At 57.9% G+C, this 14,851-nt stretch carries 9 protein-coding genes and 2 pseudogenes; 8 read left to right on the top strand and 3 right to left on the bottom strand.

Features of this window, described 5'->3' with window-relative positions; translation table 11 throughout:
- Window positions 1-162: 162 nt before the first annotated feature.
- Entirely contained in the window at window positions 163-1,035 is an 873-nt protein-coding gene (locus tag K3759_RS17330; protein ID WP_259985760.1) for a LysR family transcriptional regulator, read from the bottom strand.
- A 127-nt stretch (window positions 1,036-1,162) separates the two neighbouring features.
- Between K3759_RS17330 and K3759_RS17325 the strand changes: the two genes are divergently transcribed.
- From K3759_RS17325 to K3759_RS17305, 5 genes are all read left to right on the top strand, one after another.
- Window positions 1,163-2,110 carry a tripartite tricarboxylate transporter substrate binding protein gene (locus K3759_RS17325; protein WP_259985759.1) on the top strand — a complete coding sequence of 316 codons (948 nt, stop codon included), beginning with the start codon at window positions 1,163-1,165 and terminating at the stop codon, window positions 2,108-2,110.
- Entirely contained in the window at window positions 2,107-2,622 is a 516-nt protein-coding gene (locus K3759_RS17320) for a tripartite tricarboxylate transporter TctB family protein (RefSeq protein ID WP_259985758.1), read from the top strand. Before K3759_RS17325 ends, K3759_RS17320 begins: the two co-directional genes overlap by 4 nt.
- Window position 2,623: 1 nt before the next feature.
- Window positions 2,624-4,141 carry a tripartite tricarboxylate transporter permease gene (locus tag K3759_RS17315; protein WP_259985757.1) on the top strand — a complete coding sequence of 506 codons (1,518 nt, stop codon included), beginning with the start codon at window positions 2,624-2,626 and terminating at the stop codon, window positions 4,139-4,141.
- Complete coding sequence (locus tag K3759_RS17310) at window positions 4,125-5,714, top strand: gamma-glutamyltransferase family protein (protein WP_259985756.1); 1,590 nt, start codon at window positions 4,125-4,127, stop codon at window positions 5,712-5,714. The genes K3759_RS17315 and K3759_RS17310 overlap by 17 nt, the downstream gene beginning before the upstream one ends.
- 100 nt (window positions 5,715-5,814) lie before the next feature.
- Window positions 5,815-6,783, top strand: a complete 969-nt coding sequence (locus K3759_RS17305; protein ID WP_259985755.1) for a bile acid:sodium symporter family protein — start codon at window positions 5,815-5,817, stop codon at window positions 6,781-6,783.
- 579 nt (window positions 6,784-7,362) lie between these two features.
- Here the strand turns inward: K3759_RS17305 and K3759_RS17295 are convergent.
- Window positions 7,363-7,716, bottom strand: a pseudogene (locus K3759_RS17295) (transposase); the annotation flags it as partial.
- Between the two features lie 136 nt (window positions 7,717-7,852).
- Here K3759_RS17295 and K3759_RS17290 point away from each other — a divergent pair.
- From K3759_RS17290 to K3759_RS17270, 3 genes and pseudogenes are all read left to right on the top strand, one after another.
- Window positions 7,853-8,080, top strand: a pseudogene (locus tag K3759_RS17290) (integrase core domain-containing protein); the annotation flags it as partial.
- A gap of 3,388 nt (window positions 8,081-11,468) precedes the next feature.
- Window positions 11,469-11,729 (top strand): transposase, encoded by a 261-nt coding sequence (locus K3759_RS17275; protein WP_409202519.1) that lies wholly within the window; start codon window positions 11,469-11,471, stop codon window positions 11,727-11,729.
- Between the two features lie 128 nt (window positions 11,730-11,857).
- Window positions 11,858-13,039 (top strand): cytochrome b/b6 domain-containing protein, encoded by a 1,182-nt coding sequence (locus K3759_RS17270; RefSeq protein WP_259985754.1) that lies wholly within the window; start codon window positions 11,858-11,860, stop codon window positions 13,037-13,039.
- 74 nt (window positions 13,040-13,113) lie between these two features.
- Here the strand turns inward: K3759_RS17270 and K3759_RS17265 are convergent, their stop codons facing one another.
- Window positions 13,114-13,692 carry a YceI family protein gene (locus K3759_RS17265; RefSeq protein ID WP_259985753.1) on the bottom strand — a complete coding sequence of 193 codons (579 nt, stop codon included), beginning with the start codon at window positions 13,690-13,692 and terminating at the stop codon, window positions 13,114-13,116.
- Window positions 13,693-14,851: the final 1,159 nt, after the last annotated feature.

The raw sequence follows: 14,851 nt of genomic DNA, 5'->3' as shown, positions 1-14,851 counted from the left end.
CACGAGGATTTTCGGGCTTTGAGGTAGGAGCGGTATAGAAAGTTTTCCTTATTTCCAGATTAGGGTAGTCCCCTTAATTTGTCACGGTGAGAGGCGGAGCAGGGGCCTTGATAACGCGGGTTTCAAGGTGTTGCCCAAGCGACCTTGCCGAGAAAGTCAGTGCTAAACAGTCCGCCCATGTTCCACGAGTTTCTTGCTCAGCGCAGCGAGAACTTCGCTGCGATTGGAATGCGGGCTGTGCACCAGCCCTAGCCGCCTACGAATTGGCGGCGTGCCGAATGGCAGCCAGCGCAGGCTGCCCGGGGCGATGTCCTGAAGGGTGACCGACGGCACCACTGCAAATCCCAGTCCCGCCTGTACGCAACCAATCACCGCCGCCATCGTGTTGACAGTAATGATTTGGGCTGGTTCCACACCAAAGCGGGCGATCTCGGTGTCGATTTGACGGGCGAGGGGGACGCGGGTTTGATAGCGGACGTAAGGTACCCGGTGCAGCACTTCCTCCACTGCGCGGGCCTCGACCCCGTGGGGTATCAGCAGCGCAAGCGGTTCATTCAGCACCTCGGTCCAGCGCAGCGTGAGCGGGACAGCGACGTGATCTGCGACAAGGGCGGTATCGAGTTGACCCGCCGCCACCTCGCGCATCAATTCTTCAGACATGCCGATCCGCAGCCGGAAGGAGAGGTCCGGGTATCGTTGGCGCAGGGCGGCGATCGCGACCGGCATCAACGACTGCGCGCAGGTGCGAAGAGAACCGATAGCCAGCGTCCCGCGCACTTCGCTGCCTCCCGCGACCGATTTGGCCGCGTTTGCCAGTTGAAGCATGGTCCGGGCGGTGCGCACCATCTCTGCACCCTTCGAGGTCAGGGCCGGGGGACGGCGAGAGCGATCAAAGAGGGTTGTACCGAGCTCCTGTTCAAGAGCGACAACCTGTTGGCTGACCGCCGAGGCCGTAATATTCACGGCTCGCGCTGCCGCAGTAAAACCGCCGTGGTGCACAATGGCCAAAAGGGTTTCGAGCTGCCGTGTATCCATTAGGATAAGTTAAGTTGCGCTTAATCTAATAACAAGGATTCCGCGCTTTTTTATTGCTTTACTTCTGGTAGGTTCGGACCCACCGCCAATTCAGGACGCGTTGCGTCTATCATTAGGGAGATATCACATGTTTTTCCGTACGGGCTTTGCCGCTCTTTGTGCCGCCGCCACATTGAGCGCAGCACCTCTTGCCGCGCAGGACTACCCCGAACGCCCAGTTGAGTTCATCGTACCTTGGTCGCCAGGTGGCGGGTCTGACACGCTGATGCGTTTGGTCGCTGGCAATATCCAGCCGCACCTTGGCGTTGAATTGCCAATTATCAACATGCCGGGCGTCGGCGGCACTGTGGGCCTGCGCGAGGCCTCGCGCCGCAAGGCCGACGGCTATACGATCAGCCAGGTCCACGAAGGTCTGCTGGTGGCGACGGAGACCGGCATCACCGATCTGGCATGGAGTGATTTCGAGCCGATCGCGCTGATGACAGCCTCGCCGCAGTATCTTGTCGTGCACCCCACCGATGACTATGGCAATCTCGAAGAGTTCGTTAGCTACGCCAAGGAAAACCCCGGTGAGATCACCATCGGCGTGACCCTAGGCGGCGTGCCGCATCTGCATGCGGCGATGATTGAACAGGCTTTTGACATCCAGTTCTCCTATGTCGGCTATGAAGGCACAGGCGAGCGCGTCCGTGCGCTGGTTGGCGGCAATCTCGATGCGGCCATTGGCGACATCTCGTCTTCTCAGGAATTTGTTGAGAACGGTGATCTGCAATTCCTTGCGGTCGGTTCGCCCGAGCGTGTTGAGGAGACACCGGACGTGCCGACCTTTATGGAGCTCGGTGCCGACCTGGAACTGTATGTGACCCGTGGCATCGTGATGCCCAAAGGCGCTCCGCAGGAAGCACGCGACAAGATGGAAGCGGCGCTTGAGGCTTTGTCTAAGGACGAGACCTACATCGAGCAGACCAACAATGCCGGTGCCTCGGTGATGTTCCGCGGTCAGGACGGCTATCGCGCTTACCTTGAGAAGCTGGATGCAACCGTGACGTCGCTGTCGGAGGTTCTTGCCCAGTGAACGACAAGGTGATCTCGCAAGATCATGTGAAGGAGGCGGGCGAGACAGCCCGCCTCCTGAGCTATATCGCCATCCTGCTTGCTTCGAGCGGCCTGTTCGTCTCGGCCTTTGCGATCCCCGCGTCGCGCTTTGAGCACCTTGGCGCGGGTGCTTTTCCAAAGATGGTTTTCGCGGGCCTTATGCTGATGTCCCTCGTGGCCGTGATCGATGCGTTACGAAAGATCCCGCGGGGCGCCTATTCCCGCTTTATCGGCGAGACAGTGTCATGGGTGCGCCGCCGCTATCTGGTTTTCGTGGTGCTCGCCGCACTCGGCGCCTATATCGTGGCGCTGCCGGTGCTGGGCTTCTCGATCGCCAGCTTTCTGTTCATTCTCGGTGTTGAGCTGGTCCTGATGCCGCGCGGATGGGCAACCATCCTAATCGCCCTGGCGGTGGCTATTGTCTTCTCCTTCGGGTTGAACTGGCTTTTTGCTGAGGTGTTCAACGTGTTCCTACCTCGCGGGGACCGCTGACATGGAAGATTTCCTTTCTGGCCTGTCGCAGATTTTCACGCTGTCGACGCTGATCTACATGCTGGCAGGGTCCGTTGCCGGCATTATCGCAGCCGCCATTCCGGGCTTTACCGTCACCATGGCCATCGTGCTGACCCTGCCGCTGACCTTCTCTATGGAGCCGTTGCAAGGCATTGCCGTTATGCTTTCAGTCTATGTGGGGGGCTATACCGGCGGGCTGATCTCGGCCGCACTGTTGGGGATTCCCGGCACGCCGTCCTCTGTCGCCACCACTTTTGACGCCTTCCCAATGGCCCGCCGCGGCGAGGCGGGGCGGGCGCTGTCTTTGGGGGTTTGGGCCTCTTTCTTTGGCACCATCCTGTCCACGATCGTGCTGATCGTCGCAGCCCCACCGCTGGCGATGTTCGCGGTCAAGCTGGGCCCGTGGGAGTATTTTTCGCTCATCGTCTTTGCTTTGACCATCGTGGCCAGCCTTGTCGGCGACAGCGTGATCCGTGGCATCCTCGCCGGGTTGATCGGGCTGGCGATTTCTACCGTAGGTACCGACCCAATCATGGGGCGACCCCGTTTCGACTTTGGGATCGAGATGCTGCAAGCCGGGCTGCCCTTCCTTGTCGTCCTGATCGGGGTATTCGCGATCTCGCAACTGGTCTCCGAGGTCGAAGATTCCAAATCCGTCCGCTCGGGCAATGCGCTGGTCACCGGGGCCATCGATTTCCAAACCTGGAAGGTAATGAAAGAGGTGCTGAGCCGCCCGGTGAACCTCATCCGTTCTTCCATCGTTGGCGTGCTGATCGGCGCGCTGCCGGGCGCGGGTGGGTCTATCGCTAACCTCGTAGCCTATGATCAGGCCAAACGCGGCTCCAAAACGCCCGAAGAGTTTGGCAATGGCCACCCCGATGGCGTCGTCGCCTCTGAGGCGGGCAACAGCGCCACCGCTGGCGGCGGACTGATCCCGCTAATCGGTCTGGGCATCCCCGGCTCCGCCGTGGATGCGATCCTGATGGCCTCGCTCATGGTACACGGCATTTCCGTCGGGCCGCGGCTCATCATGGATCACGGTGATCTTGTCTATGGTATGTTCATCGCCATGGCCGTGGCGTCACTGATGATGCTGGTGGTCTCCGTCCTGTCGATGCGGGTGTTCCTGCGCGTCGCGTCGGTGCCGAAATGGGCGATTGTGCCGGTGGTCATGACTTGCTGTGTCGTCGGCTCCTTTGCCCTGAACAACCGCGTAACCGATCTCTACCTGCTCGGGTTTATCGGTGTGGCGGGTTACACCCTGCGCGCCTTGGGCTATTCACTGGCCCCCTTGGTGCTGGGCGTGATCCTTGGCCCCATCGCCGAGACAAACCTGCGTCGGGCGCTGATGACCGACGGCGATCCCACGCTATTCCTGACCCGACCCATCAGCCTGCTGTTTCTGGTGGCGGCTGTCCTATCCATAGGTTGGGCGATCCGCGCCCATCTGAAGAAAAACTCGAAAATCGAGAGGTCCGAAGATGCGTCTGCGTCATGATCCCGTCTACCCATCACGCCGTTCGCCCGTTCTGGCCGAAAACGTCGTCGCCACCTCGCAGCCCTTGGCCACACAGGCTGGTTTGACGATCATGCAGCAGGGCGGTAATGCCGTCGATGCTGCTATCGCCACCGCTGCGGCGCTGACGATTGTCGAACCCACCGGCAACGGCCTCGGCTCTGACGCTTTTTGCATCCTCTGGGACGGCGAAAAGCTGCACGGGCTCAATGCCTCGGGCCGCGCGCCGGCCGCCTGGTCGCCCGAGCGTTTCCCCGACGGCATGGTCCAGCATGGCTGGGACAGTGTTACCGTGCCCGGCGCCGTGAGCGCATGGGTGGAACTGTCTGAGAAGTTCGGCAAGCTGGGCCTTGCCACCGTGCTTGCCCCCGCGATCCGCTATGCCGAGGAAGGCTTCATCGTCTCGCCGGTCATCGCACGCCTGTGGGAGAAAGGCGCCGAGGTGCTGGGCAAGCAACCAGGCTTCGCCGAGTGCTTCATGCCCGGCGGCAGCACCCCCAAGGCCGGTGAGCGCTTCCGCAACCCCGGCGCCGCCCGCACGCTGCGCCTGATTGCCGAGACCAAGGGTCGCGCCTTCTACGAAGGCGAACTGGCCGAGGAAATCGCCGCCTTCGCCAAGGCCAACGGCGGCGCGATGACGGTCGAGGATCTGGCCGCGCACCGCCCCGATTGGTGCGGCACCGTCAGCCAGTCCTTCGAAGACGTCGAACTGCACGAGATCCCGCCAAACGGGCAGGGGATCGCCGCGCTGATGGCGCTCGGCATGTTGCAGCACACCGACATCCGCAAACACGGCCCCGACGATCTGGCGGCAATCCACCTGCAGATCGAAGCAGTCAAACTTGCCTACGCCGATCTGCACGCCTATGTCGCTGACCGTGACCATATGACCGGGGTGGATGAGACAGCACTTCTCGATCCTGACTACCTTAAATCTCGCGCGGCACTGATTGCCGTGGACAAGGCGCAGGACTTCGGCCCCGGCGCGCCCAAACGCGGCGGCACGGTGCTCATGAGCACGGCGGACGCGAATGGCATGATGGTCAGCTTCATCCAGTCAAACTACGCGGGCTTCGGTTCGGGTGTGGTGGTGCCGGGCACCGGCATCTCAATGCAGAACCGCGGCTTCGGCTTCACCACCCAAGAAGGCCATCAAAACCAGGTCGCTGGCGGCAAGCGCCCGTTCCACACGATCATTCCCGGCTTTGCCATGAAGAACGGTGCGCCGCTGATGGCCTACGGCATGATGGGCGGCCCGATTCAGGCCATGGGACATCTGCAACTGCTGCTGCGCACCCAGTTGTGGGAGCAGGACGTACAAGTCGCCGCCGACGCACCGCGCTGGCGCACGATTTCGGGGCTGGACGTCGCCTGCGAGCCCACTATGGGCGAGACCTTGTTGTGCGGGTTGCGCAAGCTCGGCCACCGCATTGAGGTCGAAGCGCCCGACAACGCTTTTGGCTTTGGTGGCGCGCAACTTGTCGCGCGCCTGCCCGAAGGTGGTTATATGGCGGGCTCTGATCCGCGCAAGGACGGTCAAGCCGCCGGTTATTGATTAGCAGCGCGGCGGTGCCGCGCCGCCTCCTTGCCCTCTCTCTCCCTCTTCCAAGACGGTCGCATCACTTGTGGCCGTCAACTTTTATTCATGGTGTCCTATGCGTTTTCTTTCCAAGATCGGGATCGATCTTTATATGGTCCTGCTGTTGGCAACGGTCTGCCTCGGCCTGTTGATCCCCGCACGCGGCCTTGCCGCCGAAGTACTGAAGGATTTGACCTTCTGGGCGGTGGCGCTATTGTTCTTCCTCTACGGCGCCAAGCTCGACCCAAAGGCAATCCGCGCCGGGCTGCTGAACTGGCGGCTTCAGGGGCTGAGCTTTGCGGCGACCTACTTGCTGTTTCCTCTTCTTGGTCTGTTGCTGGTCACACTCTTTGGCCCGTTTCTGGGCACGACTGCGGTCCTGGGGTTCCTTTTTTTGGCGGTCTTGCCGTCCACCGTCCAATCCTCCATCGCATTCACGTCAATTGCTGGCGGCAACGTGCCGGGCGCAATTTGCGCGGCGTCGCTGTCGAACCTGTTGGGGGTCATGCTGACGCCTGCACTGGTCGCGTTGATGCTGAACCAAGGCGAAGGTGAAGTCGGCTTTGATGCCGTCATCAAAATCGCCATACAAATTCTCCTGCCCTTCGTTCTGGGCCAATTGGCGATGCCATGGATTGGCGCCTTCATCCGCCGCCACCGCGTCTTGAGCATGAGTGTTGATCGTGGGTCGATCCTGCTGATTGTCTATTCGGCGTTCTCAGCTGGCACAGTATCGGGGCTCTGGGCTACTGTTTCGGGAGGCGATCTGGCGGTGATTTCCGGTGTGGTAGTCCTGTTTCTCGCCCTCGCAATGGGGCTGATGGTCCTCGCAGGCCAGATTTTCGGCCTCGATGCGCCGGACCGAGCGGCCCTGTTTTATTGCGGTTCTACCAAAAGCCTCGCCTCCGGTCTGCCCATTGCCACGGCGCTGTTCGCCCCCGAGACTGTTGGCGCCATCGTGCTACCGTTGATGATCTACCATATGCTGCAACTGTTGGTCTGCGCCTTCTTATCTCAGAAAGCGGCGGTGCCGCATGCTGTATAAAGGGGTTAGCGCTTGGAAGGAGTAGAACTTGGTCGCGAAGTCCACGAACCGTATCGGTCAATTTTCCCGTTTGAGGTCAATTCGCTAGGAAGATCTTGTTAGCGGAGAGATCTCCTCCTCTGATCTAACCATGGATGACATTGGAGTTCCGACTGCCCTGCCGGCATTGCTGGATCAAATCAACGGCCCAGTTGACCTGTTTCTGGCGCACGGTGCGTATGATGGTAATCCAACATCTGATTTGCTTGCGGCTCGGTTTGGGTCGATGATTGAGGTCATAATTCCGCCTACCAAGAAGGCAGTATCCAGTCCGAACGTGGCGCAGCATTCACCGTCACGCGACTGCCATATCGCCGAGATTGAAAGCAAGGGGGCGTATAGCATAGCAGAAGTCATTGGGCTACAATCAGCGGAGCCGAGACGAAAGCCTGATGGGCCGACTGCTATCGGGTCAAAGCTCAAGGGGACGCGGCCCCGGCGAATTTACATTCGAATTTAGCGGCCTAAACATGTGAACGCTTCCTATTCGGTTTCGGTGCGAAAACCGCCGACCGAGACCACGACATTGTCCAGAAGGTCGATGTGCAGGATGACCTGGGCGTTCTTAGGATCGTTCTCATCCCAGCTGTTGTGCAGAGCCTCTCGCGTTCGCGCCAGACCGAGGGAGGATACAAGCTTCAACTCGAATGCGGCTTGTCCGAGATGGTAAGCCGAAACACCGTGATAATTGCCCGTCACTTCAAACCCGATCCGCACCGGCAGGTCGTAGCTGGCGAGTTTTATGACTAAGCGCTGGAAGATTTCCAGCGCGTTCATGATCGTCATGCGGCGGCGGCGCTTCTTACCGAGAATGCTGATCAGCACCTCATGTTGATGCTTGGATGTGTCGGTGGCGAACAACTCGGTCGAAAGGGTTGCATAGGTAGCGGTCAAGGCTAGTCTCCTCAGTGGTGTGGTTATGCAAAACCACTGTTGAGACCTGAGACCCGGTTATGGCCACCCGCTGCGCAATGTGAGAGCTGCGCAGGCGGCCATAACCTCTCAGCGGCGCTTCTTTCCGACGAGCTATGGCGCGGAGTTTATCGCGAAAAAGGTACGGGCTTGGATCGGTGCCGTTGGCGCGAAGACGGCATTCATCGCCCCAGGTTCACCTTGGGCAAATGGCTATTGCGAGAGCTTTAACGCCCGTTTCCGGAATGAACTGCTCAATGGAGAGGTTTTCAACGGTCACACCAAACCTGTTCAATTACTCCATGCAGCGAAATGTCTTGTCGCTGCCGTTTGGCGGACGGCCTACCTTGGGCGGACAGGATATATCCCCACGTAGCACCGGATTTTGAAAACTCTGGGTCCATGTAAGGTCTTCCTCCCCTTAATCGTTCTTAGAAGCGGGAGGGCTAGATCGCGATCCAACATACCGAGGGATTGGCTCCGGCTAGGCTCACACCTCTCCGCGGAACCATCTTCTTATCTGACCTAGTAGGCGCTGAAGAAATGCTCCAGCGCGACCCATAGAGCGAAGCCCCATAGGAAAACCATAGACGGTACCACGCCCCAAATCAAAAACCTACGATGCCTGATCTTCTCGCACTCTTCGTGTATGTCATCTTCTTTTCGGCGCATGCTAGCTCCCCTTGGACGGCATCGAGCATGAAAAGACAGTTCGGCAAAATTCCACGGGGTTCGAGCTGATTTCGGTCTTCAAGCGCGGCCCAGTTGCCTTTGGTTGACCTGTAAAACATACTTTTCTGGGGAATGCCGATTCTCTGTTCGGTTTTCTCAGAAAGCTCGCGTCCCCCGTCCAGACTGGCGCGGGCTTTCGCGCATGTAGAGGCTTTTGTTAAATACAGTTTTCGCAAGGTTAAGGTTGTTCGGACACCTTCACTTTTCATCTAAGTCGCCCGCAGAGAAGTTATCTCGTGCGATTGAACGCAACGAGTACGGCAGGCCTCAAGCCACGATGATTACCCGCGACCCTCCTGTCAGGTTGCCACGCCGACCATGCTGAACCTATATTCTTCAGCCGGCCGCTTGAACATAGAGCTACGAAGGGGCCACCCTTGCTATTACGGAATCTGCCTGTCTCGGGGCAATGGTTGCTTTTCTTCGTGTTTTGGCACAGTCTATCCTGAGAGCTCCGGTCCATTGCCGGGTGTTCTAAGAAAGCCCGCGTTTTCTCGAACTCCTACGCGCGGGCTTTCGTCTGTCATCATGCCAGATGCCGCACTAGGATATCTGCCCTACTCGTTGCTGCCTGCTTCTAGGCCTATAAGAAATCGCTATCCTTGGCCAGTTCCCCTAATTACCAGCCGCTTCCCCGCACGGTTTTTACGAGCATTCTTTCCGTCCAGCGAGCAGAGCCAGATGCCCGTTGCTAGCAGAGACCCGCTGTAGTCGCGCCGATGGTGTAAAGATGGCCCTCGGCATGTCTCGATGGCGGCGGTCGCGGACTGTCGTACCACCGATCCGTCGAGCTTTAAGGTGACACTCGACATCTGGATTCCAGCATATAGGCCTGCACTGATCATTCCGACCGTCATGTTCTAGCGAATAATTTATGGTGCCTCACGACGGAATTTTCGATAAGTTGCGTCAAACGCGGTTTCACCCGCTAGATAGTTTTCGGGTTTGTCGGATTGGATAGCTTGGCAGGCTCTCGCGCTCAAAGCGAGAGCGCGCTGCATTGCGCTTGCTACCGTTTTCAAGCTCATAGGGTATGATTGCCTGTATTACTGCTAAGGGCTGAGCTTTGAGCGAGACATGAGCCGCGAATTTTGTTGGGGTTTGGACAGGGGTGTCATCGGAATTCCTCCATCATCATTCAGCGGCAGCTACCGTCTGGCACGATGATCTGTGTTCTCGACTTTTCCCCTTTGCCGGGGACTGGACGGATCCCCAGAAGCAGGTCTGTGCCCTTATTTCCGCCTGAAAGCGCGTGCAGGCCACCATCCGTGAGTTGTGGTATCCAACGAAGAACGCCTTTAAAGGGCGGCATCGAAAATACCAACCTCTGCGGGACTTGCCTATACAATCGGCGCCGCGCACGCCTAAGTTTTCGACGGCACAGAAGCAGGTGGCGTTAGAGCATTATGCAACCCATGGCCGCTGCATCTCATGGACGCTGCGCGCTTTAGGATATCTTGGCCGAAACCACAATGACGGCTTGGGTGCGCGAGGCTTTTCCTGACACGAAGCCGGTCTCCAACACGGCGTATGGCCCTGGCAATCACTCTGACGCCGAAGCAGGCTGCTGTGGTCGGGCTAAATAGTCGACAAGAAAGTGCCCAGCAGCCCCCGCTGTGTAGCCCACGAAGGAGACGAGCAAGAAGCCCAACGGGACTACGCGCCTGCTACGAGCCAGGCAAGTTCCCGATTGGCTGCCATGAAGGGGACCACAATCAGCTCAATCGGGATAGGCACTCCTAAGGTCTCGGTAAAAGGCGCACCGAACAGAAACCCATAAAGCGCTTGGAGATTGCCTGAGTCGTTCCAATCAGCTCTTGGCCCGATCACGTTGGCTGTCTAAGGCATCTGGGGTTAAGCAGCACGCTTTGCACCAAATTTTTCAGCCCACTTCCGGATAGTATCGTAGCTCACGACGATGTCGCGCGACGCAAGTAGATCCTCGACATCGCGCGGGCTCAACTGAAACTGACAATAAGACCAAACCGGATAGGAAATGATCTCAGACGGCAACGGCGGAGCTTGAAGGGGCATTAATGCATAAACTACTGTTTTATAATAACAATCTCAGTTGAGGGTAGCGCGCGCCCGCCGGCATCACTCGAAATCCAATAAGCTAACTTATGTTAAATGTGGCGGCCTTTAGCCAAAGTAGGGGCAAGGTGGTGATCGAACGCGAACTGTCATGCGAGGTTGACAACATTGCGGGTGCCTGGCGGTCGGTTCGCATCCGATTGGAGGCGTTGGCTTTGATGCTGGGCCCCTGGGCCACCATCCTTTATAGGGTCAGACCGCCACGGGCTTCGACGTCGTCTGTTCTCCGCGCAACCTAAGCAGAGCCTCACTGCGAAGGCTGAGCTAAAATTGATAGTTCGAGCTAAGGAATGCTGACTTAGCTTGAACAACGTCCTTCAAGGCCAACTTCTTCAGCAGCCTGTTAAACTCAATCACGTCAACAACCTTTCACCAACTCACTGACAATGGTGGCATATTCGGGTCCACCGCGGAACCGGAAATTTTGCGACACTACCGTCTCACGTGCTCAATCGTTTCAGCTAGAGTTGTATGTTTGGGTCGTTCAATGCGTTAAAACGAACCAAAGGCCAAGCAACCAGAGAAGCGCCAATGCCATTGCAAACGCCAAGCGCTCGCTTGCCTGTCCGCTGTCTGTCTTACGCTCGCGCTCATTACGCTTGCGGGATGGATTATTATGCTCGCTCGACGCCATTGATCGTAATTAGGTTTCCCTTGCGTAACGGCAAGTGGCCCAGGGAAGAAATTTAGCTTTGCGCATCTACTGCCCGTCCCGCATTAAACAGGGGCCTTGTTGCACGGTGCCCCACTCGGCTGATATCGGTCACGGCTTATTCTTTTGAGGACGCTGTATATGCCGCCCAAGTTCAACGCTGATCGGCGTAGCAAAATTCCGAAGCAAAAGCAGCCGGTGACCAACTGGTCTGAATACAACGAGGGCCTGCGGCGGCGCGGTTATCCTGACGGTCTTGATCAGCGAGGACGCGCTTGACCTTTGGGCGGCTCCACGTCGAACACCCCCTGGTGGTCAGCCATATTACTCTGATCTGGCAATCGAGCTTTGCCTGACACTGGACATGGTCTTCAAGCAACCGCTGCGGCAGACCCAAGGCTTGATGCGCTCAATCGTGACGCTGCTGGGAGTGGCCATTGCGGTGCCTGATTTCTCCAATTTGTCGCGCCGAAGACGCTGCCACGAAGTTGATCTACTTGGCGATCCGCAACTTTGAAAAAGGCGGCCGGAATGTTCGAGAAACCGTGTCCCAACCTTCTGCGCACATTGGTTGTGTGGAAACAACGGAATGTGCGGGCGGCGAAATCGATATATTGAGAACCCAGCGAGACATGTGAGGACCCAATGATATCAAACACAACCGCCAGCTACGGGCGCGTCTCCCGCTTTTTCCATTGGAGCATCGCGCTCCTAGTGCTGGCAGACATAGCGCTTGGATTGATCGGGAAGTTCACGCCGCGCAGTGGCGATACCGTGGGCTTCCTTCAGCTGTTGTATTCGGCACATAAGACGATCGGCATGACGGTCTTGGCTCTGGCTATGTTGCGGGTGATCTGGGCAATCTCGCAACAGCGTCCCGTGCCGCTCCATCCCGAACGGCGCCTTGAAACCTTTGCCGCCGAGACGGCGCATTGGGTGCTTTACGCCGCCATCTTCGTGCTGCCCCTCTCCGGCTGGGTGATCCATTCGGCCGAAGTGGGCTTTGCGCCAATCTGGTGGCCCTTCCCCCAAAGCCTGCCGTTCATTCCGAAGTCGGAGCGCCTCGCCGGTGCGGCAGCCAATGTTCACTGGATTGCGGGGATCGTATTGGCGGCCATGGTCGCGGCGCATATTGGCGGCGCAGTCAAACACGCGTTGATCGACCGCGACGGCACCTTGGCCCGCATGTGGAACGGACGGGCTGCCGGCAAGGCGGCCACTCACCCCGGCAAGGGGGCTTCCGTTTTCGCCGCAATAGGGATCTGGACCTTTGCAATCGGCGGCGCCCTGACCGTGTTCGCCCCCGCTCACATCGTGGAAGGCGCGTCACATTTGCCAGCCCAGCAGACCGAAGGCTGGGTCGTGCAGGAAGGCAGCCTGTCGTTCACGATCACGCAGATGGGGGCCGAGGTCACCGGCGGCTTTGCCAATTGGCAGGCCGACATCGACTATGATGAAGTAACCGGAACAGGCACCGTGAAGACGGTGATCGATACGACCTCCCTCACACTGGGGTCCGTGACGGACCAGGCGAAAGGCCCCGAGTTCTTCGATGTCGCCGTACATGACACCGCGGTGTTTCAGGGCGACATCGTGCAAATCGACGGACCGACCCACCGCGCATCAGGCTCCCTGACATTGGTCGGGCAACGTGTTCCCGTCACGCTCGACTTCGATCTCGAGGTGACAGGGGGCACGGCCACGGTTTTTGGTGGCACGGGTCTGGACCGTCGTGATTTCGGCATGGGGGCGGCCTATCCGGACGAAAGCTCTGTCGGGTTTTCCGTAGAGGTCCAGATTGAACTGGTGGCGACCAAGACGGAATAGGCTCTGCGCCATCGAGACGAAAAAGGGCCGCGCGAGGGATTGCGCGGCCCTTTTGGTTGAGGGTTAGGCTTCGATTATTCAGCGGGCACCATTGCTTCGATCGAGATATCGATCGCGACATCATCCCCGACAAACGGTGCGAACTGGCCCATGTCGAAATCCGAGCGCAGCAGCGTGGTTGTCGCGTCAAACCCGGCCCAGGGGCGATTTTCCATCGGATGATCTTCCAACTGGTTCAGTGTTGCGTCCAAGACGACAGACTGCGTAATGCCGTTCATAGTCAGATCGCCGGTGATCTTGCCGGTCTCTTCGCCGGTCACTTCGATCAACGTCGAGGTGAATGTCACCAAAGGGTTCGCTTCGGCGCCGAAGAAATCCTCGGACAGGAAATGCTCTTCGCGCGCGGGCCAGCCGGTGATGAGGCTCTTTGCGGGAAAGGAAACAGAGACGCTCGATGCCGCCGGATCTTCCTGGTCCAGCTCGATGCTGCCCTCGAACCCGGAGAACATGCCTGTCGTGGTCGAGAAACCCAAGTGGTTATAGCTGAAAACGATCTGGCTATGAGACGGATCAAGCACATATGCCACCGTTTCGGCCTGTGCCGCAGTCGCGAGCGTCGCGCCCATTACCGTCGTGAGAAGGAAGTTTTTCATCTGTTTTTATTTCTCCGTTTGAGATGCATTCGTCACATTAGTTGCAACTAAGTGATGCGCAAAAATGCGCAACTCCCTACCCTCAAACACACTCTGTGCAATATCGAACAGCTGACAGCTTGGTTTTTCAGGAGTCGCAAGGATGGCTGACCAAAGTGATTTTGAGGTTCCTGTCGAAGACTTGAAGTGCGCCTCAACCGTGATTCCCCCAATTTTGGAAAGAGTGCGCGATTACTTCTGAAGGTTCGGGCAATATCCCAATCCCCAGCTTGGTCGGACTCCCGCGGCCGAGTTGAAAAGCAGTTTGTGATAGAGTGGCGATGAAGCGCATAGAGCGGCTCGCTTTGCCGCAAGGGCTATCGGGAATGTATGGGCATCTTTTTATTGCCGCCCTCAGCAATATGCTGAAATGGAACCACCCCAAGGCCGATAAGACCAAAGCGGTTTCCTTCAGTCCCCTTGCCCGTTGTGTTAGATTTCTGCTGTTTCTCGGCCATGGCTTTCACTCCCGTTCTGTCCTCTTTGAATTAGGACAGAGCCGGTTGTTGTCACCTCCTCCATCAAAAGATTTGGCCAAGGTTTGGGTGTGCAGGTAGGTATGGTTGCTGCGCGTCAAGTAACTGAAGGCTTCTCAAGCGTTTTCGGGGCGCGCACCGATCGGAAGTCTTGTTTCCACAGCTTGAGTGAAACTGACGGGAAGATTTGCTATAGTCGTATGAGCGATCCTGTCGACTCGTCTAGGGAGTTCAGCCGTGCATAGGTTTGTTGGGATACATCGAAGAGCAGTGCTTATCGCGTATCAGCGCTTTCAAGCAGCCGATCGATTGCTGAGTGAAGCGCAATCTGCAGCGCTGGTTTGGCTTCCGGAAACGATAGCTAAAAAAACCATCTTGATGGGCAATCCGGGCTCCCGCCTCCGAAGACGCCTCGAACAACGCGATCGCGCACTTGCGCGGTTGAACCTGTTAAAGCAGGCGTTAAAGGACGCCCGCGCAAGGGAAAAACAGGGGGAAAAGGGCCCTTCACTCTTAGCATAATCGAACCCTTCTGCCCGCGGGTGTCGCGGGCAGCGCTTTGCACTTCTTGAAATTGGACGGCCGGCCCATTGATCAATGCGCTTGAACGAAAAACGAGTTCGGACAAGCTTGTCCGTCACAAT

It is taken from the genome of Sulfitobacter sp. W027, from assembly GCF_025143985.1.
Taxonomy (GTDB): Bacteria; Pseudomonadota; Alphaproteobacteria; order Rhodobacterales; family Rhodobacteraceae; genus Sulfitobacter.
This window is presented reverse-complemented; position numbering and strand designations above follow the sequence as displayed.